Annotated in this window: 24 protein-coding genes; 10 read left to right on the forward strand and 14 right to left on the reverse strand. The window is 64.6% G+C overall.

Annotated features, from left to right (window positions below; genetic code table 11):
• Positions 1–94 precede the first annotated feature (94 nt).
• Positions 95–1,027 (forward strand): LysR family transcriptional regulator, encoded by a 933-nt coding sequence (locus PIN31009_RS16995; RefSeq protein ID WP_150791053.1) that lies wholly within the window; start codon positions 95–97, stop codon positions 1,025–1,027.
• A 42-nt stretch (positions 1,028–1,069) separates the two neighbouring features.
• Complete coding sequence (locus tag PIN31009_RS17000; RefSeq protein WP_150791054.1) at positions 1,070–1,456, forward strand: VOC family protein; 387 nt, start codon at positions 1,070–1,072, stop codon at positions 1,454–1,456.
• Between the two features lie 14 nt (positions 1,457–1,470).
• Here PIN31009_RS17000 and PIN31009_RS17005 read toward each other — a convergent pair whose 3' ends face one another.
• On the reverse strand, positions 1,471–2,622 hold the full coding sequence (locus tag PIN31009_RS17005; RefSeq protein WP_150791055.1) for a glycerate kinase: 1,152 nt from the start codon (positions 2,620–2,622) through the stop codon (positions 1,471–1,473).
• A gap of 584 nt (positions 2,623–3,206) precedes the next feature.
• Between PIN31009_RS17005 and PIN31009_RS17010 the strand changes: the two genes are divergently transcribed.
• The 4 genes from PIN31009_RS17010 (at position 3,207) to glpK (ending at position 8,041) form a co-directional block, all read left to right on the forward strand.
• The gene (locus PIN31009_RS17010) at positions 3,207–3,728 is read left to right on the forward strand and encodes a hypothetical protein (protein WP_150791056.1); all 522 of its coding nucleotides are present in this window, start codon (positions 3,207–3,209) and stop codon (positions 3,726–3,728) included.
• A 122-nt stretch (positions 3,729–3,850) separates the two neighbouring features.
• Entirely contained in the window at positions 3,851–4,675 is an 825-nt protein-coding gene (locus tag PIN31009_RS17015) for a DeoR/GlpR family DNA-binding transcription regulator (RefSeq protein ID WP_425495494.1), read from the forward strand.
• 212 nt (positions 4,676–4,887) lie between these two features.
• Entirely contained in the window at positions 4,888–6,438 is a 1,551-nt protein-coding gene (gene glpD / locus PIN31009_RS17020; protein ID WP_150685077.1) for a glycerol-3-phosphate dehydrogenase, read from the forward strand.
• A 103-nt stretch (positions 6,439–6,541) separates the two neighbouring features.
• Positions 6,542–8,041, forward strand: a complete 1,500-nt coding sequence (glpK, locus tag PIN31009_RS17025; RefSeq protein ID WP_150791057.1) for a glycerol kinase GlpK — start codon at positions 6,542–6,544, stop codon at positions 8,039–8,041.
• A gap of 751 nt (positions 8,042–8,792) precedes the next feature.
• On the opposite strand, the gene PIN31009_RS17030 is transcribed toward glpK, so the two are convergent.
• The gene (locus PIN31009_RS17030) at positions 8,793–9,497 is read right to left on the reverse strand and encodes a fumarylacetoacetate hydrolase family protein (protein ID WP_150791058.1); all 705 of its coding nucleotides are present in this window, start codon (positions 9,495–9,497) and stop codon (positions 8,793–8,795) included.
• A 56-nt stretch (positions 9,498–9,553) separates the two neighbouring features.
• On the reverse strand, positions 9,554–9,973 hold the full coding sequence (locus tag PIN31009_RS17035; protein ID WP_087724897.1) for a VOC family protein: 420 nt from the start codon (positions 9,971–9,973) through the stop codon (positions 9,554–9,556).
• 181 nt (positions 9,974–10,154) lie between these two features.
• On the opposite strand from PIN31009_RS17035, the gene PIN31009_RS17040 reads away from it, so the two are divergent.
• The gene (locus PIN31009_RS17040; RefSeq protein WP_150791059.1) at positions 10,155–11,132 is read left to right on the forward strand and encodes a LysR family transcriptional regulator; all 978 of its coding nucleotides are present in this window, start codon (positions 10,155–10,157) and stop codon (positions 11,130–11,132) included.
• A gap of 16 nt (positions 11,133–11,148) precedes the next feature.
• On the opposite strand, the gene PIN31009_RS17045 is transcribed toward PIN31009_RS17040, so the two are convergent.
• From PIN31009_RS17045 to PIN31009_RS17060, 4 genes are read right to left on the reverse strand one after another with little or no spacing between them, the layout of a single operon-like run.
• Positions 11,149–12,699: an efflux transporter outer membrane subunit gene (locus PIN31009_RS17045; RefSeq protein WP_246185724.1), complete on the reverse strand. Its 1,551-nt coding sequence runs from the start codon at positions 12,697–12,699 to the stop codon at positions 11,149–11,151.
• A 7-nt stretch (positions 12,700–12,706) separates the two neighbouring features.
• Positions 12,707–13,849: an ABC transporter permease gene (locus PIN31009_RS17050; RefSeq protein ID WP_150791060.1), complete on the reverse strand. Its 1,143-nt coding sequence runs from the start codon at positions 13,847–13,849 to the stop codon at positions 12,707–12,709.
• The gene (locus PIN31009_RS17055; protein ID WP_150791061.1) at positions 13,846–14,808 is read right to left on the reverse strand and encodes an ABC transporter ATP-binding protein; all 963 of its coding nucleotides are present in this window, start codon (positions 14,806–14,808) and stop codon (positions 13,846–13,848) included. The genes PIN31009_RS17050 and PIN31009_RS17055 overlap by 4 nt, the downstream gene beginning before the upstream one ends.
• Entirely contained in the window at positions 14,805–15,761 is a 957-nt protein-coding gene (locus PIN31009_RS17060; RefSeq protein ID WP_150791062.1) for an HlyD family secretion protein, read from the reverse strand. The genes PIN31009_RS17055 and PIN31009_RS17060 overlap by 4 nt, the downstream gene beginning before the upstream one ends.
• A 253-nt stretch (positions 15,762–16,014) precedes the next feature.
• Between PIN31009_RS17060 and folE the strand changes: the two genes are divergently transcribed.
• The gene (gene folE, locus PIN31009_RS17065; protein ID WP_058378038.1) at positions 16,015–16,581 is read left to right on the forward strand and encodes a GTP cyclohydrolase I FolE; all 567 of its coding nucleotides are present in this window, start codon (positions 16,015–16,017) and stop codon (positions 16,579–16,581) included.
• A gap of 108 nt (positions 16,582–16,689) precedes the next feature.
• Here the strand turns inward: folE and PIN31009_RS17070 are convergent, their stop codons facing one another.
• From PIN31009_RS17070 to PIN31009_RS17100, 7 genes are all read right to left on the reverse strand, one after another.
• Positions 16,690–17,298: a YbhB/YbcL family Raf kinase inhibitor-like protein gene (locus tag PIN31009_RS17070; RefSeq protein ID WP_150791063.1), complete on the reverse strand. Its 609-nt coding sequence runs from the start codon at positions 17,296–17,298 to the stop codon at positions 16,690–16,692.
• Positions 17,299–17,311: 13 nt separating this feature from the next.
• The gene (locus PIN31009_RS17075) at positions 17,312–17,527 is read right to left on the reverse strand and encodes a hypothetical protein (protein ID WP_087724889.1); all 216 of its coding nucleotides are present in this window, start codon (positions 17,525–17,527) and stop codon (positions 17,312–17,314) included.
• A complete protein-coding gene (gene cydB, locus PIN31009_RS17080; protein ID WP_150791064.1) occupies positions 17,511–18,509 on the reverse strand; it encodes a cytochrome d ubiquinol oxidase subunit II in 999 nt (332 codons plus the stop codon). The genes PIN31009_RS17075 and cydB overlap by 17 nt, the downstream gene beginning before the upstream one ends.
• A 30-nt stretch (positions 18,510–18,539) precedes the next feature.
• A complete protein-coding gene (locus PIN31009_RS17085) occupies positions 18,540–19,934 on the reverse strand; it encodes a cytochrome ubiquinol oxidase subunit I (RefSeq protein WP_150791065.1) in 1,395 nt (464 codons plus the stop codon).
• Positions 19,935–20,163: 229 nt separating this feature from the next.
• Positions 20,164–20,823 carry a DUF1345 domain-containing protein gene (locus PIN31009_RS17090; protein WP_150684652.1) on the reverse strand — a complete coding sequence of 220 codons (660 nt, stop codon included), beginning with the start codon at positions 20,821–20,823 and terminating at the stop codon, positions 20,164–20,166.
• Between the two features lie 130 nt (positions 20,824–20,953).
• Positions 20,954–22,777 (reverse strand): CPBP family intramembrane glutamic endopeptidase, encoded by a 1,824-nt coding sequence (locus PIN31009_RS17095; protein WP_150791066.1) that lies wholly within the window; start codon positions 22,775–22,777, stop codon positions 20,954–20,956.
• 50 nt (positions 22,778–22,827) lie between these two features.
• Positions 22,828–23,037 (reverse strand): hypothetical protein, encoded by a 210-nt coding sequence (locus tag PIN31009_RS17100; protein WP_150791067.1) that lies wholly within the window; start codon positions 23,035–23,037, stop codon positions 22,828–22,830.
• Between the two features lies 1 nt (position 23,038).
• Between PIN31009_RS17100 and PIN31009_RS17105 the strand changes: the two genes are divergently transcribed.
• A complete protein-coding gene (locus PIN31009_RS17105) occupies positions 23,039–23,980 on the forward strand; it encodes a hypothetical protein (RefSeq protein WP_150791068.1) in 942 nt (313 codons plus the stop codon).
• A gap of 392 nt (positions 23,981–24,372) precedes the next feature.
• Positions 24,373–25,761 carry an MFS transporter gene (locus PIN31009_RS17110; protein WP_150684649.1) on the forward strand — a complete coding sequence of 463 codons (1,389 nt, stop codon included), beginning with the start codon at positions 24,373–24,375 and terminating at the stop codon, positions 25,759–25,761.
• Positions 25,762–25,851: the final 90 nt, after the last annotated feature.

Below are 25,851 nucleotides of genomic sequence, written 5' to 3' on the forward strand. Positions count from 1 at the left end.
CGCCCTAAACCCTTATCCGCAACACTACGCGCTTGCATCCAGAGAGAGAATCCATCACGATCGGGAATCATCTTTCCAAAATTCGGTAGAGTCCATGAACCGGCTTGAGTCGATGTCCATCCTGATTGCCGTGGTCGACGCGGGCAGCCTGTCGGCGGCGGCGCGCCAGCTCGACATGCCGCTGGCAACCGTCAGCCGCAAGGTCGGGGAACTGGAAGCGCATCTGAAAACGCGGCTGTTGCACCGCACGACGCGCCAGTTGTCGCTGACGGAAGCGGGCGCTTCTTATGTGGCCGCGTGCCGCCGGATTCTTGAAGACCTTGGTGAGGCCGAGCGCGCTGCCACCGGGGAATACGCCACGCCGAAAGGCGAACTGGTGGTTACCGCACCGGTGGTTTTCGGGCGCCTGCATGTGTTGCCGGTGCTGGCCGAGTTTCTCGCGCAATATCCGGAGATCGATGTGAGTCTGGTGCTGACCGACCGCGTCGTGCATCTGATGGACGAGCACACCGATGTCGCGTTGCGTATCGGCGAGTTGCCCGACAGTTCACTGGTGGCGGCAGGGATCGGCTCGGTGCGGCGGGTGATCTGCGCGAGTCCGGCGTATTTGGCGAGCCACGGCATACCGACAAAGCCGCGTGAACTTGCGGGCCATGCCTGCATCACATTCGAGGTGCTGGCGTCACGACGGGCGTGGGTGTTCCGTGCGGGCAGACGTGAGCAGTCGATTCCCATTCATTCGCGCTTGGCCGTCAACACGGCGGAGGCGGCCATCTCGGCGGCCGTGCTCGGTGTCGGGCTTGTGCGGGTGCTGTCGTATCAGGTCGCTCAGGCGTTGCAGGACGATACGTTGCGCGTGGTACTGGATGACTTCGAATCGGCGCCGCTGCCGGTCAGTCTTGTGCACAAGGGGCAGACACCGCTCCCGCTCAAGCTGCGCGCATTTCTCGATTTTGTGACGCCGCGACTTCGTGCGCGTATTGCGCGTATTGCGCCCGATGCGCCTGATGTGCCCGATGCGCGTTAACACTGCCGTTCAGCAAATTTCTGACTGACAAGGAGCGTTCGGATGATCGATCACATGGAAGTGATGGTTAGCGATTTCGCGAGGAGCCGCGCGTTCTATCGCGACGCACTGGCGGCGATTGGCTATTCGCTGATTGCCGAGAAGTCGGCGGAGGTGACGGGAAACACCGATATCGCGGGGTATGGCGAGAACGGCCACCCCGATTTTTGGATCAGTCGCGGCACACCGAACCGGCCCGCGTTGCACGTGGCGTTTCGTGTGCCGGCGCGGCGTATCGTCGACGCCTTCCATCGGGCCGCCGTCGCAGCAGGGGGCACCGATAACGGTGGCCCCGGTCTGCGCGAGCGATACGGCCCTAACTACTACGCCGCGTTTGTGATCGACCCGGACGGGCACAACATCGAAGCCGTCTGCTACGCGCCCAGTTGAGCGCGTCGCCGGACTTAGCCCTTGTGCGTATAGCGCAAGCGCGCCATCTGCTCGGCGCTGTCGGTCAGCAGACCGGCAGCATCGGCGATCGCCTTTTCCAGCGTGGTCGGCCCGAAGGTCAGCGAGAAGCATCCCGAGAACACGCGCGAGAGGCTCTCCAGTGCGGTGCGGTCGATGGCACCCGAGAGCAACGAGGCGGTAGCACCGGCCTTGATTGCGACTTGTGCGGCGATCATCGGCGTCTTGCCCGAGAGCGTCTGACCATCGCTGCGGCCTTCGCCGGTAATCAGCCAGTCGGCGCCTTCCACCGCTTGCGGCAGGCCAACACGTTCGGCGACCACTTCGGCACCGGAGCGGAACTGCGCACCCAACAGATGCAGCGCAAAGCCCAGACCACCGGCGGCACCGGCACCGGCACGGCTCGCTGCCTCATTGGCGTTGAACGCGCGGTGCGCATGACCGGCGAAGTGCGCAATCGCGCGGTCGAGCGGTTCGACTTGCGACTCGCTCACACCTTTCTGCGGCCCGAAAATCGCCGTCGCACCTTGCGATCCGTTCAACGGGTTATTCACGTCGGACATCGCAATCAGTTCGCAGTCCTTCAGACGGCCATCGAGTCCGTTCAGATCGATCGATGCCACACGGTGCAGCGCGGCCGGCACCGGCGGCACCGCTTCACCCGCTTCGTCGAGCAGACGGGCGCCGAGGCCTACCAGCAAGCCCGCGCCACCATCATTGGTGCTGCTGCCACCCAGACCGATCAGCACGCGGCGTGCGCCGGTATCGAGCAGCGCACGCAACAGTTCCCCCAGCCCTACGGTCGAGCGCTCGGCCACGGGCGTTTGCATGCCCACCGGATCGGTGATGCTCACGACATTCGCACTCTCGAGCACGCCCGTGCCGTCCGGCATGACGCCGTACTCGGCGGTGACCGATGCCTGACCGGCACCGCGCACCGACAGCGGCACGCGACGCCCGCCTGCGGAGAGCAGCGCCTCGAGCGTGCCTTCGCCGCCGTCGGCCATCGGCCGCAACCGGATCTCGGCCTGCGGTAGCACGCGGGCAATGCCGGCCGCGATCGCGCGCGCAACTTCGGGCGCGCTCAGCGAACCTTTGAACGAATCGGGGGCGATGACGATGATCGGGGCTTGCGCATTGCTGGACATGGCAATCGGGATGGTCGGAATAGGTTGGACGGAGTCACGGGCTGATGCCGCAGCGCTGGGCCGGAGCGTGGCCCGCCAAGGCGTCCGCTTATGGCGGACCGACCGGCCGGACGGTTTGTCCGGAGACCGGCGAGGCGGGGTCTCACGTGCTGGATCTTGCGTTTTCTCGGGGGGTGTTGTCAGCCCCGAGGCGGCGCGGCGCAGTGTGACAGAAACCAGCAATATACGCGATTCGGGCCACCGCGCATTGCGCGAATTGCCATGCTATGAATAACACGAGTAAGATGAGCGCCAGCCGGCGGTGCGTCGTCCTATGCGTTACATTGCCGAAGATTCCGGACGTGCACGTACCGATACCGGGCATTCCAAAGCAGTATCTAAGCAATACCGAAGCAATACCGAAGTTAATTCAACGAACATAACGGCGCGAGCCACGGCCCGTCACGGATGCCCAGCATCACGTGAGCGTCGGCCATCGGCGCCGAGACCAGATACGAAGCTGTCGCCACGCCCGCCCTCGGTGTTGCCTGTATTTGCAGGCCCGGCGCAACGTGTGCGGTGGCATGGCCAGCGTGGAGCGGGGCATGAAGTGGGGCACTAAAACCAATACCGGCGCGACGCTCGTCGCGCCTCGTCGCGGGGTGCGCGCGTCAGGGCGGGGTGCTCTGGCAGTGGGCTCGGCGTGGCTCGCGGCAGCACTGCTCGCCGCCTGTGCACAGACCGCTCCGATACAGGCGCACGACGATCCGCCCGTGGGCAGCGTCGCCGACGTTGCACCGGAAAATGTAAAAGTCGAGACGTTACCCGCCTACCGCGACACCATCGCCGACGCCAGAAACAACGGTGCCGTCTGGCAAGGGTCGTCCAAAAAGACCCTCACCCGCGTGAGTGCCTGCACGGCCAGGCTCTGGAAGAAGCAATTGCCTTACGCGCGTATCGATCGCACGAAGGCCGGCACCGGGCAGACGCTGCAACTGTCGTCGAAAGACGAGGGCGTGCTCGCGATTCTCGATCTTGCACCGCACAAACCCGGCAGCGAAGGGTCGCTCTATCTGGGCTCGACCGGCTCGCAATCGCTGGCCGACGCCGTGCGGCAGTGCCTCTGATTCACGGCGCACCTACCAAACGTCTTGCGGCTGTCACTGTGGTGTCACAGTACTGCGCGGTATGATGGCGGCAAACGTGCGCCCGCTCCGGGCGCACGATGGCTTTCTCTTCGCGCGTGCCGATGTCTCCTACCGAATCCGTCGATGTTTCCGATGTTGCGACCGTGGCGCAGGACGCCGGACAGGCGTCGCTGAACCCGCGTCAGCAGTCGCTCTTCGATGCCGTGCGCCGCGACGGCTTTCTCACGGTCGACGAACTCGCCGTACGCTTTGACGTCACGCCGCAGACGATCCGGCGCGACATCAACTTTCTGGCCGAACTGAAGTGGGTGCGCCGCTACCACGGCGGCGTGGGCCTGCCGGGCGGTGCCGAGAATGACGCGTACGATGCGCGTCAGACCCAACTGGCCGACGAAAAGCATCGCATCGCCGCGCGTCTCGCCGAGCAGATTCCCGATCACGCCTCGCTGTTCATCAATCTGGGCACTACCACCGAAGCCGTGGCGCGCGCGTTGTCGCGTCATCGCGGGCTGCGCGTGATTACCAACAACCTGCATGTCGCCGCGATGATGAGCGGTTATCCCGATGCAGAAGTCATCATTGCCGGCGGCGTGGTGCGCGCCCGCGATCAGGGGGTGACGGGGGAAGCCACGCTCGACTTCATCCGCCAGTTCAAGGTCGACTTCGGCATCATCGGCATCTCCGCCATCGATGCCGACGGCACGCTGCGCGACTTCGATTACCGGGAAGTGCGCGTGGCCGAGGCCATCATCGCGCACTCGCGCACGGTGTTTTTGGCCGCCGATCACAGCAAGTTCGGCCGTCCCGCGCTGGTGCGGCTCGGCCATCTGTCGCAGATCGATGCGCTGTTCACCGACCGTGCGGTGCCCCCCGCGATGGCGCAGGTGATCGCCGACGCCGGCACGCAGATCCACATCGCCGATTGAGCGCGATGGGGTCCAAAGACGACGTCTGACGCCCCCGGATAGTCAACCATGCGCGAAATCCAACAAGTCAACCGTGAAATGTGCGATTTCGAACGTCATGAGACGCCATATGTTAAAATTCGAATATCAATGTTCGAAAACGAACATTTTGTGATTCCCCAGTCAACATGACGCCAACGCCCCGGAGTGACGACGTGCAACCATCCGCCCCCATGCCATCGGACCCAACGCTAGCCCCCTACGACCTGTTGGTCGTGGGCGGTGGCATCAACGGCGCGGGGATTGCACGCGACGCGGCCGGCCGCGGCCTGCGCGTGATGCTCGTCGAGCAGGACGATCTGGCGTCGCATACCTCGTCTGCCAGCACCAAGCTCATTCATGGCGGGCTGCGCTATCTGGAGTACTACGAGTTCGGGCTGGTGCGCAAAGCGTTGCAGGAGCGCGAAGTGTTGCTGCGCGCCGCGCCGCACATCATGTGGCCGTTGCGTTTCGTTATGCCGCATATGCCGAACCTGCGTCCGGCGTGGCTGATTCGTGCGGGGCTGTTCCTTTACGATCATCTGGCCCGGCGTGAAATTCTGCCGGGCTCGCGCGGTATCGACCTGCGTCAGCATGCGGCCGGTGCGCCGTTGCGCCGCGATATCACGCGCGGCTTCGTCTATTCCGATGGCTGGGTGCAGGACGCACGGCTGGTCGTGCTCAACGCACAAGATGCCGCCGAGCGTGGCGCGACGGTGCTCACGCGCACGCGTCTGGTAGGCGCCGAGCGCGGCGAGCATATGTGGACTGCTGAGCTGGCGTCGCTGACGGCGGATGGCACGGAAACGGCGCGTCAGACCGTGCGCGCGCGCGCCATCGTGAACGCCGCCGGCCCGTGGGTCGGCCACCTGCTGGGCGACGTGCTGCGCCAGCCCGCGACGCACAGCGTTCGCATGGTCAAGGGCAGCCACATCGTCACGCGTAAGCTGTTCGATCACGACCACGCCTACATCTTCCAGAACCCCGACAAGCGCATCATTTTCGCGATTCCGTACGAGCGCGATTTCACGCTGATCGGCACGACCGATATCGAATATCACGGCGACCCCGCCAAGGTAGCGATCAACGACGACGAGATCGCGTATCTGTGCAAATCGGCCAGCGATTACTTCACCAAGCCCGTCGTGCCGACGGATGTCGTGTGGACTTACGCAGGCGTGCGTCCACTGCTCGAAGAGGAAGTGTCGAACCCTTCGGCCGTCACGCGCGACTACACGCTCGAGCTGGACGCCCCGGCCACCCGTGCGCCGCTGCTGTCGGTGTTCGGCGGCAAGATCACCACGTACCGTCGCCTCGCAGAAGAAGCGCTGTCGCGATTGCATGCCCCGCTGGGTATCAAGCAGGGCGACTGGACCGCAGGCGCACCGCTGCCGGGTGGCGACATGCCCGAGCCCGATGCCGGCGCGTTCGAGGTGTCGCTGCGTGCGCAGGTGCCATGGCTGCCGGAAGCCCTCGCATATCGCTACGCCCGCACCTACGGCACACGCACGCATGTGCTGCTGGCCGATGCCCGTTCGCTCGACGATCTCGGTGAGCGCGTGTGTGGCGATCTCTTCGAAGCCGAGTTGCGCTACCTTGTGCAATACGAGTGGGCGCGCACCGCGCAGGACGTCCTCTGGCGCCGCACTAAGCTGGGCCTGCACGTCGGCAAAGAGGGCGAAGCCAGCGTCGTGCGTTGGTTCGAACGCCAAACGGAAAACACGCCGGAACTGGCGACCCGCTGAAGTCGATTAGAACGATAGGATTGCCCCCGCGCCTTGCCTCATCGCGCGGGAGGTAAGCCAACCTACCGCCGCACAGGCGGGCTGTATTCAGGAGACGACCTACATGTCAGGACCCTATATCCTCGCGTTCGATCAGGGCACGACCAGTTCGCGTGCGTTGTTGTTCGATCGCGACGGGCATGTCGTAGCCACGGCGCAAAAGGAATTCCGTCAGATCTATCCGCATCCGGGCTGGGTCGAACACGACCCGCGCGAAATCTGGTCGACGCAAGCCGGTGTCGCCGCTGAAGCCCTGACGCATGCCGGTGTGGGCGGCGTCGACATTGCGGCCATCGGCATCACCAATCAGCGCGAGACGACCATCGTCTGGGATCGCCGCACGGGCGAGCCGGTGTACAACGCCATCGTTTGGCAGGACCGCCGCACGGCCGACTTCTGCGAGCGGTTGCGGGCCGACGGCGCGCAGGATCTGGTCGCGAGCCGCACGGGCCTGCGCATCGATGCGTACTTCTCCGGCAGCAAGATTCGCTGGATTCTCGACAACGTGGCCGGCGCGCGCGAGGCGGCCGAAGCCGGGCATCTGGCGTTCGGCACAGTCGATAGCTGGCTCGTCTGGCATCTGACCGGCGGCAAACTGCACGTGACCGACGTGTCCAACGCGTCGCGCACCATGCTCTTCAACATCCACCGTCTCGAATGGGACGACGAGTTGCTCGCGCTGCTCGGCGTGCCGCGTCAGATGCTGCCCGAGGTGCGCTCGTCGAGCGAGGTGTACGGCCATACCACCACGTCGCTGCTCTCGAAGCCAGTACCGATTGCGGGCATCGCGGGCGATCAGCAGGCGGCACTCTTCGGGCAGATGTGTCTGCGCCCGGGCATGGTGAAGAACACCTACGGCACCGGCTGTTTCATGGTGATGAACACCGGCGACAAGCCGCAGGCATCGAGTCACAACCTGCTCACGACGGTGGCATGGAAGATCGGCGACCGCGTCGACTATGCGCTCGAAGGCAGCATCTTTATCGGTGGCGCCGTCGTGCAATGGCTGCGCGACGGGCTGGGCATCATTCGTCACTCGCGCGACGTCGAGGCGCTGGCGACCAGCGTGCCCGATGCCGACGGTGTCGTGCTCGTGCCCGCGTTTGCCGGGCTCGGCGCGCCGCACTGGCAGCCGCATGCGCGCGGCACGCTGTTCGGCGCGACACGCGGCACGACGGCGGCACACGTTGCGCGGGCGGCGCTCGACAGCATTGCGTTCCAGACACTCGACGTGTTGCGCGCCATGGAAGCGGACGCGGGGCTGCATGTCGCCGAGTTGCGCGTCGACGGCGGGGCGGCGGCCAACGATCTGCTGATGCAGTGGCAGGCCGACCTGCTGGGGGCCGACGTCGTGCGCCCGAACGTGATCGAGACAACCGCCGCCGGGGCCGCCTACCTCGCGGGGCTTGCGGTAGGCTTCTGGCCGGATATCGATACGCTGCAACGCCAATGGCAGTTGCAACGGCGCTTCTCGCGCAAGCTTTCGGAAGAGGAAGTGAATCGCGCCGTCAAAGGCTGGCAGCGCGCGGTGAGGGCGGCAAAAGTGTGGGCGGAGGAAGGCTGAACTTCAGCCTCTCTCCCCCATCAACGCATCGCCCGACCGGGGGCGACTTGGCGACGGTCGCCGGCCGCTTCGTGACGGCGATGCCGCCAACTGGCGCAACGCTCGCGCGGGTGGCTGCGGGCTGATTTGGCCGGGCTCGCGGGCGCGAGCGACCGGGCACAGGGACTTAGGGCGCAAGGCCCGGTTCGGCGCATTTGCATGATCCCCTCCCCGACAGTTACCGTCGCATGTCGCGACCCATCTCACTGATTCACTGGTGCAATCCGCCCGCGTCCGGGGCGCTCCCGGCGAGGGTGCTGCGTCGGGCGTGCCGGGGCCATGTGGCGTGCATGGCGATGTTCCCGAAGCGTGAAACCCTGGCGAAGAGACTTCTCCGGAGGCGGACGGCTTGCCCCCTTGACGATGCGAGAAGCGTGCCATCTTCTGCAACCCCATGAATCTACGGGCGAATTCACCGAACGAAACGGGGTATCCCGACGGCTTCGGTGAAAAACGTTTCAGGAATGAAAGATAAATGTGGCAGCGGCAGGGGCGTTTGGATCGGCAGCGGTAGCCGGGTGCTGCGGCAGGGCGCGCGTCACGATTGTTCGTGTGGGTGACGGCAAATTAGGCAATGCACTTGACACTCAATGCCGGCGGGCGTTTGCGCCGGTACATGCATAGTTATGCAAAGGGTTATCAACAGTAGTTGTGGATATCCTTGGCGTAATGATCCGCAGGCGAAAGCCACCTGCGGATCACGGACTTGACGTCAGGCGGCCGGCTTTTGGCCGACGGTGAAGGCGATCTCGCCTACACCGGCCACACCGGCAGTGACCTTGTCGCCCGGTTCGAGCGCACCGACGCCGGCGGGGGTGCCGGTGAAGATCAGGTCGCCCGCCACCAGCTTCACGCTGCGCGAGATTTCGGCGATGAGATCGGGCACCGACCAGATCAGCTCGTTCAGATCGCCGACCTGACGGTTGTCACCGTTCACGTCGAGCCACACACGGCCTTCCTTCGGATGACCCACTTCGGCCACGGCATGCAGCGGACCGCACGGGGCCGACGCGTCGAACGCCTTGCCCCAGTCCCACGGACGGCGCGTGTCCTTTGCCTGTTGTTGCAGGTCGCGGCGCGTCAGGTCGACACCCACGCCATAGCCCCACACGAGCGAGAGGGCTTGTGATGCGTCCACGTTCTCGCCGTCGGCGCCAATGGCCACGACCAGCTCGATCTCGTGGTGCAGCTCGTTGGTGAGCGGCGGGTAGGGCAGCGTGCCCTCGGCAGCTACCACAGCGTCGGCGGGCTTCATGAAGAAGAACGGCGGTTCGCGATCCGGGTTGCTGCCCATTTCACGCGCGTGGGCGGCGTAGTTACGGCCCACGCAGAACACGCGGCGCACGGGGAAACGGGCATCGCTGCCGGCAACTGCAACCGACGCCTGCGGCGCCGGCGAAATGACGAATTGGCTCATGAGAAAACTCGTGGCGTGATTAAAACTTCGGAAACGTTTGAAACGACACCCGCCGATTACTTGGCAAACACCTGCGACAGATCGGCAAACGCCTTGAACTCCAGTGCGTTGCCGGCCGGGTCGTAGAAGAACAGCGTGGCTTGCTCGCCCACCTGCCCGGCAAAGCGCACATGCGGCTCGATCACGAAACGGGTGCCTGCCGCGCGCAGACGCTCGGCGAGCGCATGCCACGCGGGCATGTCAAGGATAACGCCGAAATGCGGAACGGGAACTTCATCGCCGTCGACCGGGTTCGTGATGCGCTTGCCGGCTTCTTCCGGCGAGAGATGCGCGACCAGTTGATGGCCGAAGAAATCGAAGTCGATCCAGTGATCTGAACTGCGGCCTTCGGGGCAGCCCATCACGCCGCCGTAGAAGCGGCGGGCGGCTTCGAGGTTGTCGACGGGGAAGGCGAGATGGAACAGGGGCGTGGCCATAGAGGTCTCCGGTGCAATGTGGGGTTGAACGGCGCTCCGGCGGCGGGGCATCAAAAAGGCGGCGCCGTGCGTCGAAATCGGCCCGCCGGACGGGGTGGGCCTATTTGCGGTAAATTCTATCCATCGATAAAAATAATAAGAAACGAATAATTCGGCGACTCAGCATCAAAAATTTCGATTTATGATCCGATACCTCAAAACCTTTGTCACGGCAGCCGAAACCGCGTCGTTCTCGGCGGCGGGCGCGCGTCTCGGTTTGACGCAGTCCGCGGTCAGTGCGCAGATCCAGCGGCTGGAGGACGATCTCGGTGTCCTGCTCTTCGAGCGTACCGGGCGCGCGGTGTCGCTCTCCGACGACGGACGGCGTCTGCTTGCGCAGGCGCAGGGCGTCGTGTCGGCCTATCAGTCGATGCGCGGGGAAGCCGGGTCGCAGGGCGCGCAGGCGGCGCTAGCCCCCATCCATATCGGCGCCATTCTGACCGTGCAATTGGGCTTGTTACCCGGTGCGATTCAGCGCTGGTCAGCGGCGCCCGCCAGATCGGCCGGAGCATCGGCCGGCGCTGCCTCATTGGCGTCAATCGCGTCGTCGACATCGTCCCCCGCGTTGCCGCATCTGAACATCGTGCCGGGCATGTCGGTGCAGTTGCTCGCGCAGATCGATGCTCGCGAACTCGATCTCGCCGTGATGATCCGCCCACGCATCGGCGTGCCGGCCGACATGAAATGGATCACGTTGATGCACGAGCCGTACGTCGCCATCGCGCCCAAGGGCACACGCGGCACCGTCGCCGATTGGGCGGCTGCGCTGCCGTTCGTGCGCTACAACCGGCGCTCGTACGGCGGCGATCTGGTCGAGCGATATCTGCGCCGTCATCGGCTGTGGGTGCGCGAGGGCGTTGAGCTGGACGAACCCGAAGTCATCCTGCGCATGGTGCGCGCCCGGCTTGGCTGGGCGATGGTGCCTGCGACGTTGATCGGCTTGCCGGGCGACGGGGTGGCCACGGGAAAGACGGCCGCGGCCGGTGTGCAGGTCTTGCCGCTCAGCGGTGTGCCGTTGACCCGGGAGCTGGGGGTGCTGGCGCGTCAGTCGGCGCTCAAGCGCGAACCGGTGGCGGCGCTGGTGAAGTGTCTGACCGACGAGGCGCAGTCGCGCGGATAACGGGGCATCGACGGCGTCATTTCTGATCGGGTGTGGCCGCTGCACTCGTTGGACTCTTTGGACTCGCGGCATCGGCCGCACCACCTCCCAATGCCTGCCAGAGCGCCGCAGTGTCCGCCAGACGTGCGCCTTGCGCTTCGAGTTGGGCGCGCGTGGCATCCAGCGCTTGACGCTGCACGTCGAGCAACGAGAGATGACTGATGCCTCCCGCGCGATACCGCTCGCTGGCAATCCGGTAAGCCGTCTCGGTGCGCTTCGCGGCGTCGGCCCTTGCCGAGAGCGTATTGGCATCGGCTTCAAGCGCGCGCATCGTATCGGCCACTTGGGCAAGGCCGAGCAGCACCGTGTCTTGATACGACGCCAGTGCCGCGTCGTAGGCGGCCACGGCCGAGCGCCGTTGCGCACGCAATTCCCCGCCCCGAAAGATCGGCTGCAACAGGTTCATGCCGATATTCCAGATATTGATGCCGTCGCCGAGATCGGCCGTGCGCATGCGCTGCGTGCCGAAGCTGCCCGAGAGCGTGAACTGCGGAAACAGGTTAGCTGTGGCCACGCCCACGTCGGCGCTCGCCTTGTGCAGCATCGCTTCGGCAGCGCGAACATCGGGGCGGCGCTGCGCGAGCGTCGAGGGCAGTGCCACCGGCACGGTCTGGGGCAAACGCAGCGAAGCGAGATCGATCGCCGGCGACGTGAATGCGCCCGGCGGCTTGCCGAGCCATCGTGCCAATTGGTGATCGTACTGGGCAATCTGCAAACGCAGCGGGGGCAACTGCGCTTGTGTTTGCGCGACGAGCGCGGCCTGATTCTGCACGTCGAGCACGGCGACGCCGCCTGCGCGCTGGCGAGCCTGTGTGATGTCGAGTTGCGCCTGTTGCGCGCTCAACATGCCGTCCAATGCTGAGAGCTGCGCGCGCAGCGTGGCTTGGCGCAATGCCGCCGTGACCACATTGCCCGCCAACGTCAGCCGGGCGGCTTCAAGCTCGAAGCGCTGGTAGTCGACTTGTGCGGCCAGGCCTTCGAGCGCGCGGCGCGTGCCACCGAACACGTCGAGCGTGTACGAGATGTCGATGCTCGCGTTGTAGAGCGTGAACGGCCCCGGGTTCGGTACGCTGGTGATGCCGAACGATTGCAGATCGACCTGTTCACGCGTGGCGGAGAGCTTGAGGTCCGCCGACGGCAGCAACCGTGCACCTGCCTGCCCGCGATAGTCTTCCTGCGCCTGACGCAACTTCGCTTCGGCCTGCTTCAGCGTGGGGCTGTCGGCAAACGCCTGCGCCACGAGGGCATCGAGCGTGGGTGAGCCGAAGCGGGTCCACCAGTCGAGCGGCAAGTTCGCATCGGGCGTGAGGGTCTGTGGCTCGCCCTGTAGGCTGTCGGCGCTGGCCGTCGTCAGCGGGGCGGTGCCGGTCGTGTACTGCGCAACGTCTGGCGGCGCGGGCGTCTTGAAGTCGGGGCCGACGGCGCAGGCGCTCAATAACACGGCGCTCAGCAATACGGCGCCGGCCAGCATGGCGGCAGCGGTACGGGGTTGAATTCGGCCAATTGGGCTCACTCGAATTGCGCGCATGGTGGCCTCAGTCGAGCGTGCGTTTGTAGAACTTCACCGCCACGGTCATCAACACGGCGGAGAAGACCAGCAGCGGCCACAGATCGTGCCACGCGTCGCCCCAGCCATTGCCCTTGAGCAGAATGCCGCGAATCAGCCGGTTGAAGTACGTGAGCGGCAGCACGTTGCCGATGGCTTGCGCCCACTCAGGCATGCCCCGAAACGGGAACATGAAACCCGACAGCAGCATGTTCGGCAAGAAGTAGAAGACCGTGAGTTGCATCGCCTGCAACTGGTTCTGTGCGAACGACGACACCGTGATGCCGACGGTCAGATTTGCCGCGATGAACACCAGCGCCGACAGATAGATGGCGATCACGCTGCCCACGAACGGCACGTGAAACACGAACCGCGCGGCGAGCAGGATGATGGTCGCCTGAATCAGGCCGATGGCGATGTACGGCACGATCTTGCCCAGCATCACTTCGATGGGCAGCACGGGCGTGGCGAGCAAGTTCTCCATGGTGCCGCGCTCGCGTTCGCGCACGATGGCGAGGCCGGTCATCATCGCGAGCGTCATGGTCAGAATGACGCCCATGAGCCCGGGAATGATGTTGTATTGCGTGATGCCTTCGGCGTTATAGAGCCGGTGAACCTGCACGTCGAATGCGCTTTGTCCGCCTGCGACCGAGGCGAGCCCGCCCGTCAGGTCCTTCTGTGCGACCGACTGCGCGATCGCCGGCAGGGCACCCAGTGCCGAGGCCATGGCCATCGGGTCGGTGGCGTCGGCTTCCACGAGTAGCGCAGGGCGCTCACCGCGCAGCAAACGACGTGTGAAATCGGCGGGAATGTTCACCACGAACTGCACGCGTCCCTGCGCGAGCGCGGTGCGGCCGGCTTCTTCGCTGTCGAGCGTTTCGGTAAAGCGAAAGTATTCGGAATGCTCCATCGCGGCCACGAAGCTCCGCGTGAACTCGCTGTGGTCGTGAATCAGCGCCGCAGTAGGCATGTGCTTCGGATCGGTATTGATCGCGAAGCCGAAGAGCGTGAGTTGCACGAGCGGCACGCCGATGATCATGGCAAACGTCACCCGGTCGCGCCGCAGTTGCAAAAACTCTTTGCACACGATGCTCCACCAGCGCGAGAGCGAGAACCCGAACGTCGCGTTCATGCGTCGTCTCCGAAGTTGTCTTTCGCGTGGCTCATCAGATAGATGAACACGTCTTCGAGGCTGGTGTCGATGGGCGTGACGGTGAGGCCCTTGGCGTCGGCCTGCGCGCGCAGCGTTTTCTCCAGTGCGGCAGCGTCCTGACCGCTGACGTGCAGCGCGCTGCCGAACGCGACGGTTTGCGCTACGCCCGGTTGTTCGCGCAGCTCACGCGCCAGATCGACGAGGTTGTCGCCGTGCACGGTCCACGTGGACAGGTGCTGGCTTTCGATCACTTCGGCCGCCGTGCCTTGCGCGAGCAACTCGCCGTACGAGATATAGGCGAGCTTGTGGCAGCGCTCGGCTTCATCCATGTAATGCGTGCTCACGAGGACTGATATGCCTTTCGCGGCCAACTCGTGCAGTTCTTCCCAGAAGTCGCGCCGGGCGGTCGGGTCGACCCCGGCGGTCGGTTCGTCGAGCAGCAACACGCGCGGTTCGTGCAGCATGCAGGCGGCCAGCGCGAGCCGTTGTTTCCAGCCACCGGAGAGCGAACCGGTGAGTTGTTTTGCGCGGCCTTTCAAGCCCAGACTCTCGATGGCGCGGTCGACGGCTTCACGGCGATTCGGCATGCCGTACACGCGGGCGACGAAATCGAGATTTTCGCGAATCGTCAGGTCTTCCCAGTAAGAGAAGCGCTGCGTCATGTAGCCGACCTCGCGCTTGATCTGCGCGCTCTCGCGCACGATGTCGTAGCCCAGACAGGTGCCGCTGCCCGAGTCGGGCGTGAGCAGCCCGCACATCATGCGGATGCACGTGGTCTTGCCGCTGCCGTTCGGGCCGAGAAAACCGAAGATCTCGCCACGCCGCACTTGCAGCGACACGTCCTTGACGACGTGTTTGTCGCCGAAATGCTTGTTCAGGCCATTCACATCGATGGCGAGCGAATCGTCACGCGCGTGCGGTGCCGTGGCGGCGCTCATGGCCGGCTCACCTGTACCGGCTGACCCGGGTTGAGCTTGATGGCATCTGCCGGCGCCGGATGCGCCTCGACCATGTACACGAGCTTGTCGCGCGTATCGTTGCTGTAGATCACGGGCGGTGTGTATTCCGCTTCGCTGGCGACGTACGTGATGCGGGCGTCGACACCGGCGCCGCAGCCGTCACAGGCGATATGGACGGTCTGGCCGGCCTGCAAACTGCCCAGTGCCGACTCGGGGACGAAGAAGCGCACCTTGATGTTCTGCGGCGGCAACAGGCGCACGACCGGGCTGCCGGCATTTACCCACTCGCCGACGCGGAACATCGTGTCGTACACGCGCCCGGCGGCCACGGCCACAGGGTGCTTCTGCGCGAGCTGCCAGTCGGCCTGCGCCAGCGAGGCGCGGGCCACGTCGACCTGTGCCGCTTGTGCCTGACGCTGCGCTTCGCGTCCGGGCAGCCGTGCTACGGCGAGGCTGCTTTGCAATTCCTGCACATGGGCCACGCTGCTGCGGGCATCGGCGCGGCTGGCGTCGAGTTGTTCACGTGAGATGCCACCGGCGGCGTACTGCGCCTGATCGCGGTCGAACTGCGCGACCGCCTTGTCGCGCGTGGCGATGGCTTGCGTGATCTGCGCTTGCGAGACGGCGATTTCGTCAGGGCGCTTGCCGGTGTCGAGGTCGCGCAACTGGGCTTGCGCACTGGCGAGCGTTTCGCGCGCGTGGGCCTGTGCGGCCAGTTCATAAGTGGATTCGAGATCGAAGAGGGCGTCACCGGCCTTGACCTGCTGGCCGCGCGCAACCGAGAGCTTCTGCAAGGTGCCGGCCTGTGACGAGGCCACGTTGACGAACTCGCCTTCGGCATAGCCCTGCCACGGCTTGGTGCCGTTGTCGCCGCACCCGGTCAGCGCCAGCAGGGCGGCCAGTGTGGCAACGGTCATCACGTTGGTGCTCATGGGGGTCTCTCCCGGCATGATGCGTCTCGTGTCTCCGGTCTCGCGTCTTGGACCAGGAGGTTGTCCGCTGCCACCTTAGCGCAAAAGCGCATGCGGCGGCAATTCGGGCAAGCGGGGCTGCGGGGCGAGACGGAAGGGCTGTCCATGCGCGTGCGGGGACTCTCTGCTATTGTGCGCACATATCCGGTTGCGCACGGGGGCGCGTGCCGTCAGGGCGCAGCGTGCCGGACCTCATGCAAGGAGCTTGATTTTTATGTCTCACGACACGTTCGACGAAAACGACTGGAAGCGATTCCTCAAACATCTCGGCGAAGACCCGGACCGTCCCGGCCTGCACGAAACGCCTGCCCGCGTGAGCAAGGCATGGCGTCAATGGACGTCCGGCTACGGGCAAGACCCGGCCGAAGTGCTCAAGGTCTTCGAAGACGGCGCAGAGCAATACAACGAATTGATCGTCGTGCGCGGTATTCCGGTGTACAGCCATTGCGAACACCACCTTGCCCCGTTCTTCGGCAAGGCCACCATCGGCTATCTGCCGAACGGCAAGATCGTGGGTCTCTCGAAGCTCACGCGGCTGGTCGATTGTTTTGCACGCCGCTTGCAGGTGCAGGAACGCCTGACCGTGCAGATCGCCGATGCGTTGATGACGCACCTGCAACCGAAGGCGGTCGGCGTGGTGGTGTCGTGCCGCCACATGTGCATGGAGAGCCGTGGCATTCGTACGGCGGGCGAGGAAACGGTGACGTCGTCGATGCTCGGCGAATTGCAGCCGAACCTCGCACTGCGCACGGAATTTCTCGCGCTCGCACGCGACAAGTAAGGCCCGTCGCGAAGTCAGCCGGCGCCACAGTAAAAAGCGCCGACCGGATTACCCGGTCGGCGCTTTTTTCATGTGGAGTTGACGTTGCGTCGCCGCTCGGCGTAACCGCTATCGCGCGTAGCGGGCGACGATAGTCGAGCCGTTGAGCGTATGGCCGGCGAGCGCAGCCGTCAGACCGTTGGCGTCGAGGCCCGGCGGCAGGCGGCCCGGTTCGAGATCGGTGGCCGTCACGCTGATGATGTAGTGATGCGGCGAGTCGCCGACGGGCGGGCAGGCGCCGCGATAGGCCATCGCGCCGCTGATGTTTTTGCCGACGGTGACCTGTGCGGTCGTTTCGTTGCCTGCACCGGCGGCCAGCCCGGTAGTGGTGGCCGGGATGTTGTAGGCGAGCCAATGCACGACGCCGCCGCCCTTGGCGCCGTCCGGGTCTTTCATCGTCACGACGACGCTGCGCGTGCCTTGCGGCAACTGCTTCCACTCGACGGGCGGGCTGATGTTTTGCCCACCGCATTCGCCAAGCCCCGCGTGCGCAGCGGGCAGCATGCCGTTATCGGGGAATGCGCTGGACGACACGCTCATGCCTTCGGCCGCTTGCGCGACGCTCGCGCCTGCCGTCAGCACACCCAAGGCTAGCGCCATCGCCGTCGCGCTAGCGGGGCGGCGGGTGACGAGCGGCTTGCGGCCGGACAGTCCGGGGACTTCAAACTTCAGATTCATGGGCGTTCCCTCCTCATTTGGCGGAAGCAATGATGAGCTTGAATGGTAGTGCAAGCAATGCCGTGCCCGCTACACCCGCGCACCAGAGGGCGACGAACCACCCCCAGCGAACCAGCGCTTGCCGCCATGCCGGGACGACGGCGGCCGTGCGTGCGCTCGTCCCCGCGACGTCTTGACGTTCACGATCGCGGCGCACGGCGGGCCGCGTGAGATCAGTGATAGTGCGCATCGTGAGCCACCTTGCCGCGAAAGACCCAGTACGCCAGCATCGTGTAGGCGAGGATCACAGGAATGATGAACGCTGCGCCCCACAGCGTGAACGACAGGCTCGATGCCGGGGCGGCAGCCTCCCACAGCGTGACGCCCGGCAGAATCGCGTACGGATACGCGCTGATGAGCAGCCCGCTGTAGCCGAGAAACACGAGACCGATGGCGAGCCAGAACGGCGTGGCGTCATGCGCGCGGCTGAGCACACGGCGCATCACGAACGTGGCACCGGCCACGAGGAACGGCACCGGCAGCATGCGCCAGAACCATTCGCCGTCGAACCAGCGCTCGGCCACGAGCGGCAGGCGCAGCGGGGTCCAGAACGAGACGATCACCATCGTGCCGACCAGTGCCAGCGTGAGCGGCCACGCGAGCGCGCGCAGACGGCGCTGCAAATCGCCCTGCGTCTTGCCGATGAGCCAGCAGGCGCCCAGCAGCGCATAGGTGACAAGCAGCCCCAGCCCCGTGAACAGGTTGAAGGCGGTCAGCCATGCGAAGGCATCGCCCGAGAACTGACCGTTTTCCACCGGAATGCCCGACAGATACGCGCCCAGTGCCACACCCTGAAAAAACGTTGCGCCTGCCGAACCGCCGATAAAGGCGAGATCCCACCATTGCCGCGTACGGCGCGACTTGCCGCGAATCTCGAACGCCACGCCGCGAAAGATCAGGCAGACCAGCATGAAGACCAGCGGCAGATAGAGCGCGGAGAGCAGTACCGAATACACCATTGGGAACGCGGCGAGCAGGCCTGCGCCGCCCAGCACGAGCCATGTCTCGTTGCCGTCCCACACGGGGGCGACCGAATGCATCATGACGTCGCGTTCGCTGGCGTCGGGAAAGAACGGGAAGAGAATGCCGATGCCGAGGTCGAAGCCGTCGAGCACGACGTAGAGAAAGAGGCCGAGTGCGATGATGGCGGCCCACGCTAAGGTCAGATCCATGAGAATTCTCGAGTTGGCGGGTGTCGATCGTCAGTAGGCAATGGCGAGCGGGGTGTCGGGTTGCTTGCCCTGCTCATCCTGCTTGCCCGGCGTATCCGTGGCGTCAGCCGAATCGGGGCCGCCGCGCAATATCTTCAGCAAGTAGTAGATGCCCGTGCCGAACACGAGGAAGTACGCGATCACCAGCACCAGCAGCGACACCTGCACCTGCTGTGCGCTCACGGGAGAGAGCGCGTTGGCGGTGCGCATCACGCCGTACACCACCCACGGCTGGCGTCCCGCTTCGGTCGTGACCCAGCCGGCAAGCAGTGCGATAAAACCGGTCGGCGAGAGCCACAGCACGGCGCGTGCGAATCCGCGTGATGTGAACAACTTGCCACGCCGGCGCAGCCACACGGCGGCGATGGCGACAGCGATCATCGCGAGGCCGAGGCCGACCATCACGCGAAAACTCCAGAACACCAGCGGCACGTTGGGCCGTTCATCCTTCGGGAATTCCTTCAGGCCGCGAATCTCGCCGTCCCAGCTGTGCGTGAGGATCAGGCTGGCTAAGTGCGGCACTTCCACGGCATAGCGCGTGGTCTCGGCCTTCATGTCGGGCCAGCCGAAGAGGTTGAGCGGGGTGCCACCGGTCTTGGTTTCCCACAGGCCTTCCATGGCGGCGAGCTTGGCCGGTTGATGCTCACGCGTGTTCAGACCGTGCAGGTCGCCCACGAACGCTTGCAGCGGCGCGAAGATCAACAGCAGCCACATCGCCATCGAGAACATCGTCTTCACCGCCGGGTCGCGGCGCCCGCGCAGCAGATGCCATGCGCCGGTGCCCGCAACGACCAGTGCGGCCACCACGAACGCGGCAATGCTCATGTGCGCGAGACGATACGGAAACGACGGGTTGAAGATCACGTCCCACCACGACAGCACGACCACGCGCCCGTCGACGATTTCGTAACCCTGCGGGGTCTGCATCCAGCTGTTCGACGCGAGAATCCAGAAGGTCGAAATCAACGTGCCGATGGCCACGCACAACGTCGCGCCGAAGTGCGCACGCGGGCTGACGCGGTTCCACCCGAAAAGCATGATGCCGAGGAAGCCGGCTTCGAGAAAGAAGGCGGTCATCACTTCATAAGTCAGCAGCGGCCCGGTCACGGCGCCGGCAAAGCTCGAGAAGCCCGACCAGTTGGTGCCGAACTGATACGCCATCACCACGCCGGAGACCACGCCCATGCCGAAACATACGGCGAAGGCCTTCGACCAGAATTTGCACAGGTCGAGATAGTGCTGCTGGCGTGTCTTGAGCCACATCCCTTCAAGTACGGCGATGAAGCTGGCCAGCCCGATGGAGACGGCGGGAAACACGATGTGAAACGAGACCGTGAACGCAAACTGAATGCGTGCGAGGTCGAGAGCTTCGGGAACGACTGTCATGATGCGCTCTATGTAAGTAGATGGCCCTGTCTTGTATGTATTTATTGATGGTATTTCACCATCTGTTTGCGTACATAGTAGGGCTTGCTGCGTCGCAACACGCGTGACAAGTCGTCGCATGTGGCGCAATGACGCGCCACAGCGATCCTTCTAATAGCTCGCTATTTGTATGTTTTAAAAGGGATTTATGTCAGCACCCCGTGCGACGTCATGTCACACGGGACAGGGCTCAACTGAGCAAGCTGGCCCCGATATTGATCGACAGGCCCAGTACGGCCAGATTGAAGAAGAACGAGAGGATGGCCTGCGCGAGCGTGGCGCGACGCATACGGCGCGAGGAGAGGCCGACGTCGGCGGTTTGCGACGCGACGGCGATGGTGAACGAGAAATACAGGAAGTCCCAGTAGTCCGGGTCGCAGTCGCGATCGGGCCAGACCAAGGCGTAGGGCGATTCGGTATCGGTGAAGTACAGGCGGGCGTAGTGCAGCGTGTAGATCGTCGGCACGAGAAACCAGCCGGCGATGAGTGTCGCGGCGGCAAACAGCACGTGTTCCGATGCCTGATGCGGCACTCCGTTTTTGGCGTTTGCCAGTTCGTGAACGATCGCCACCACACTCGCCAGCGCCGACAGGCAGACCACCGTGAGCACGATCACCGCGCTCTGGTCTTCCTGCTCGGCAAAGCGCTCGATACTGCGCTTGGGCGCGGTGACCATCATGAACCAGATCATCGCCAGATAGGACCACGCGCCTGCGTTCCAGCCGATCAGCGTGCGCGTGACCGGGCTGAAATGCCCCTGCACGAAGATGCCCACCAGCACGCCCACGGCAATGGCGATGAGCAGCCGGGGATGGAATCGAACCAGATGCGGGAAGAGCTTGGCGTTCATTGGCGAAGTCCGGACGGCGGCCGGGAAGGGCCGCAAGTGCTTCGATTATCGCCCACGCACCCTCTCGAATGCACTCGCCACTCATTCGCCACGCATTCGCCACTGTCACCCAATATTTCCGGCGCCTTCGCTATGCCCGCGCGAGCACCATCAAGACGAAGATCGTGTTGTTGATGGCGTGCATTGCAATGGAGGCGCCCAGTCCGTGGGTCTTTTTCGCGAGCCATCCGGCGGTGAGACCGAACGCGAAGAGGAACAGGAAGTGCTTCGCGTCGGCGTGAACGGACGCAAAAATAGCCGCCTGCCAGAGGTTCGCCGCAACGAAGCTCATATGGCGGGTCAGGCCACCGAGCAGGCATCCACGGAAGACGAACTCTTCGACGAAGGGCACCGCCACCGCGATTAGCAACAACGCGAGCCCGGGGCCGCCCAACTGCGTTGCACTGCGCACGACGAAATCGTTCACGGTTTGGGGCGCCGAGGGGAGCGCGTGGCGTGCGATCAACCATGCGCTAAGCGCGGCGAAGACAAGCAGTACGGCCGGCCAGATGAACCAACGGGCTTTCCATGGCCCGGAACCGAGCCACTGACGCCAGCCGAAGCGCCAGACCATGCGGGCCAGTGCGAGCGCGATGACGCCGAGGGTGATGAAGTGGGCAATGGCCAGCTTCGGTTGCGCGGGCGGCAGGCCGGTGCTGGTGCTGGCACCGGCAGGCGTCGGCGCGAACTGTCCCATGACGAGCGCGGGAACGACCCACGAGGCGAGGCAAAACACGGCCAGTGCGTACCACGCGTGGCGCAAGCCGATGCGCTCGAAGATCGCCGCGAGCGGACGGCCTTTGCGCGCCCGGACCGTGCCGACATAGTGGGCCGGGAACATCAGAAGGCCCGGCGCCAGCACGATGCAAACACCGGTGCCCAGCAGCGTCAACAGCAGCGTCGCGAAGACCAGACGCATGGCGGCGCCCGGATCGATCGTCAGCAGGACGGCATACGATCGCGCGAGTTGCCAGCGGTTGCCGGTGTCGTGTTCGAGCGAGGACTGAATCGCCGCCGCTGCCGCACGGCCGTCTCGGGCGGCGAGGCCGACCGAGAGGCGCAGCGCACGGAGTTGCGTTGTCTCGGGGCCGCCGGGTTTGGATTCGGACAGCGCACGTTGGGCGCTGGCGACGTCACCCGCCTGAAGGTAGGCACGCGCGCTCGTATAAGGATCGATTTTCAGGCCGGCGTCCTGCATGCGAATCAGCAGGTCACGGGCGGTCGTGCCCGGCAGCACATCGTGGGCCGTGTTGATGCGCCCGCTGGCCATCCAAGGCAGATTCGGCACCGGCGCCTTCATCAACAACCGCTTGGCCTCGGCCTTCTCGCCGGTGGTGGCGAGGTGGCGCACGGCGATCAACAGCACGGGCGTCTCTGTCGACAACTCGGCGGCGTCGACGGCCTGAATGCCCGCGTTGATCTTGTCCTGAACGGCTTCGTAGGCGTTGGCGAGCGCGGCGTGCAGGAGGGCGCGATCCTGCGGCGGCCATTGTCTGGCGTTGGGCAGAAGCGCCACGCCTTGCTCGACGGCCTCTTTGCCGTAGACGCCTTGCAGCAGATACAGCGCCACTTCCGGCACGTTGCTGAATTTGTCTTTCAGCGTTTGCCGGCAGGTCTTCAGGCCGGCCTGCGCCTGCTCGTTCCAACGCGACTCTTCGGACCACGCATAGTTCTGGATGAACTGGCAGCGCGCTAACGCGAGGGCGGCGTCGGTGGGGCGGGCGCGGGCTGAAGCATCGAGCGTGGCGACGATCTCGCGATACTTGGCGAGCGAGGCGGCGTCGACCTGCCGGGTCATGGCGTCCTGATCCGGCAGCGCATTGCCCGAGGCTGGCGCTGCAAGCAACGGGGTGAACGAGGGGAAGCCGAGGGTGGCCAATGCCACGCAAAGAAGGAAGCGAGACAAGCGATGCACGCGTGATTTCCCCAGAATGTTGTTGTCGCCAACCGCCGCATTGCGAACCGTCAGCCTGATTGGCTTAACGACCGATGGGGCGCGAACTGTAATGTGCGCCCGGTTTCGCGATTCACTGCTTGGAGGAAGTCCTCGGGAATCGCCGCCGGGCGTCGCTTGTCGCCGAGTACGGCGGGGCGCATGATAAGCAGCGCCTGAATGCCGATGTCAGGTGCAGAAGAGGGACCGACAAGATCGTTGAGACAAGCGAGGTCGATCACGATGAACGCAAAATGGGAAGCCCTGCTGATCTGGTGGCAGCGGCGGCGCGAGAACGGGGCGTCGGACGGTGTGTACTACAGCACGATCATGTTGATCGCGCTTGGGCTCGCGGTTCTTGTGATCTCGAAGCACGAAATGTCCGTCGTCCCGGCCATGCTCGTGGTCGCCAAGTTCGCCCTTGTCGGGTCAATACTGGCCCGGATGTTTCGAGATAATCTGCTCGCCACCCTGGTGATGTTTGTGGTGACGGTGGCGATCGTCTCCGTGCTTTTCTTGCTGCTCGTTGTCTATTTAAGCTCGCGGCATCACGACCGTGTCAGCACCTTGCCCCCCGCGTTGTCGCTGCTGCACCCGAATGCCGATGGCGCAGAACTGGTCGACTACCGGTTGGGCGAACGTCTCGATGTGCCCGAATGCCCGAGCGCAGCAGGGAGTCTCCAGCGCAGCTATCAGGGGCCGGACGGCGGGGCATGCTTTCGTCATCTGACCAGTGAGCGCATCGGCAGCCCGTTGGGCACCGACGAGAACGTCGTCGTGGACCGGCTCGATCTGGCGCGATTCGAAGTTTTCAGCGTGGTTCAGCCGGTTTGCGTTGCGCTACGCGATGGGCGCATCGTCGGCGTCGCCGTGCATGTCGCCGAGCGGCGACGCTACGACGTACTGCGCTCGATGCAGAACACTTTCCAGCAGCCGGCGGCGCACGTGCGATGGCAGGCCGTCGCCCGGAGCGACAGCTATTACGATCGTGATCTCTGGACGTCAGCCCAAGTCAGAAGCGCGATGTACACGCTGACGGTGCCGCCCCTCGGCCGCTCGGCGGGCTCCGTCGATGTGATGCTCGTGATGGAGTCGCCGGAGGGGCCGCGCCCATTCGCGGCCACCCGCATGTCGCTGGGCGATTGCCCCGCCATTGCCCTCGACTATCAGGCCGCCGCACGTTAAGCCACGTGATTGCACGGCAATGCACGCCAATGGTGCGCCGCCGCATCGCGATGCGGCATTGTGCCCGTTGCGATGTCATGCCCGGCGCAGTGTTTCGCTGCTGAAAACAGTAACCTCGCGCATTTCTTCGTCTTCGGTAATGCCCCGAAAGCCCCGATGCACGGGCGTGACAGGAAATTCTTCGCGTCGCTGACCTCCCCATGGCACGCCAATTGCTAATCCTTGCATAAGGCCAATGGCGGCTGAGTGAAGACAAGCGAATTTTCTGCACCGCATGAACGGCCTCGCGAGAGCGGGGCATTCGGGGCAACGGCGTCCCGAGGCAATAGGCCTGCTCACAGGCATATCGCTTCGGGACGCCTTTTTTTTGGCACACGAACACGAGGGTTCCCATGAGCACGCTCACGCAATCGTTGAAAAGTGGCAACTGGCGCGCGCTGGTTGCGTGTTTTCTTTACTTCGACACGGGCTTTACCGTCTGGGTGATGCTCGGCCCGCTGGCCCCGTTCATCGGCAAAGACATTGCGATGACCCCGGCGCAGACCGGATTTCTCGTGGCCGTGCCGGTGCTTGGCGCGGCGATTCTGCGCGTGACGCTGGGCAATCTCTATCAGGCCTTCGACGGCCGCAAGATCGCGTTGATGGGCCTCACGCTGTCGGCGATTCCGTCGGTGGTGCTGTTGCTCATGCCGGGGACGCCGTCGTACACGTTGCTGCTCGTGTTGGGCGTGTTCCTCGGTATTGGCGGCGCGAGCTTCGCGGTGGCATTGCCGATGGCGGGCAGCAACTATCCGCCGAAGGTGCAGGGCCTCGTGCTCGGGCTGGCGGCGGCCGGCAATATCGGCGCGGTGCTCGACGGCTTCATGTTCCCGGGGCTTGCCGAACAATTCGGCTGGGCCCGTGCCGCCGGCGCCGCCCTGCCGCTGCTGGCGCTTGCTGCGTTGGCTCTCGTGTTCTGGGCGAAGGATCAGGGTGTGAAGTCGGGCAGCGCGCCGCGCGCGTTCACAAGCTTCTTCATCACGGTGTTCGGTCTCGTGGCGCTGGTGTTGTGCGTGCATGCTGGTGCGTTCGGCGAAGGCAAGGCGGGCGTGCTGCTGCTGCCGGTGCTCGGTGCATTGCTCGCCATCGCCGTGTTGCCGCGTCACTATCGTGGCGTGCTGGGCGAGCGCGATACGTGGGTCATCATGCTGGTCTACAGCATTACGTTCGGTGGCTTCGTCGGTATGTCGTCGTACGTGAGCACGTTGCTCATCGCGCTGTACGGCATGCAACGCATCGAGGCCGGCTTGTTTATGGCGTTGCTCGCGTTCCTCGGCGCACTGGTGCGTCCGATCGGCGGGCTGGTGGCCGACAAGATTTCGGGCGTGCGTGCGCTGGTGCTGCTGCTTGCCGCGATCTCGGTCTGCGACTTCGTGTTTGCCGCGTGGATGCCGCCGCAAGGTGCCGGTATCACGTTGCTGGTGGTGATGTACCTGTGCTTCGGTCTGGGCAACGGTGCGACGTTCCAGTTGGTGCCGCAACGCTGGCAAGGCAAGACGGGCCTGATGTCGGGCATCATCGGCGCGGCCGGCGGTATCGGCGGCTTCTATCTGCCGGTGATCATGGGCATGGCGAAGGAGTCGACGGGCAGCTATCAGATGGGCTTCGCTACGTTCGGTGCGCTGGCGGGCTTGGCGTTCGTGCTGGTGGTCGTCCTGCGCACGCACTGGATGTCGTGGGCTCTGCCCAAGGAAGTGCCGGGCGGGGCGGTGTTGGCGGGTGGTGTCGCGCACGTCGAATAACGTTTCCATCAACGCTGGAACGGCCCGTCGGCGCCAACGCGCGGCGGGCCGATTTGTTTTGCTGCACGGCGTGAGCGGCGCATCGAATAG

Origin of the sequence: Pandoraea iniqua (assembly GCF_902459685.1) — a bacterium.
Classification (GTDB): domain Bacteria; phylum Pseudomonadota; class Gammaproteobacteria; order Burkholderiales; family Burkholderiaceae; genus Pandoraea; species Pandoraea iniqua.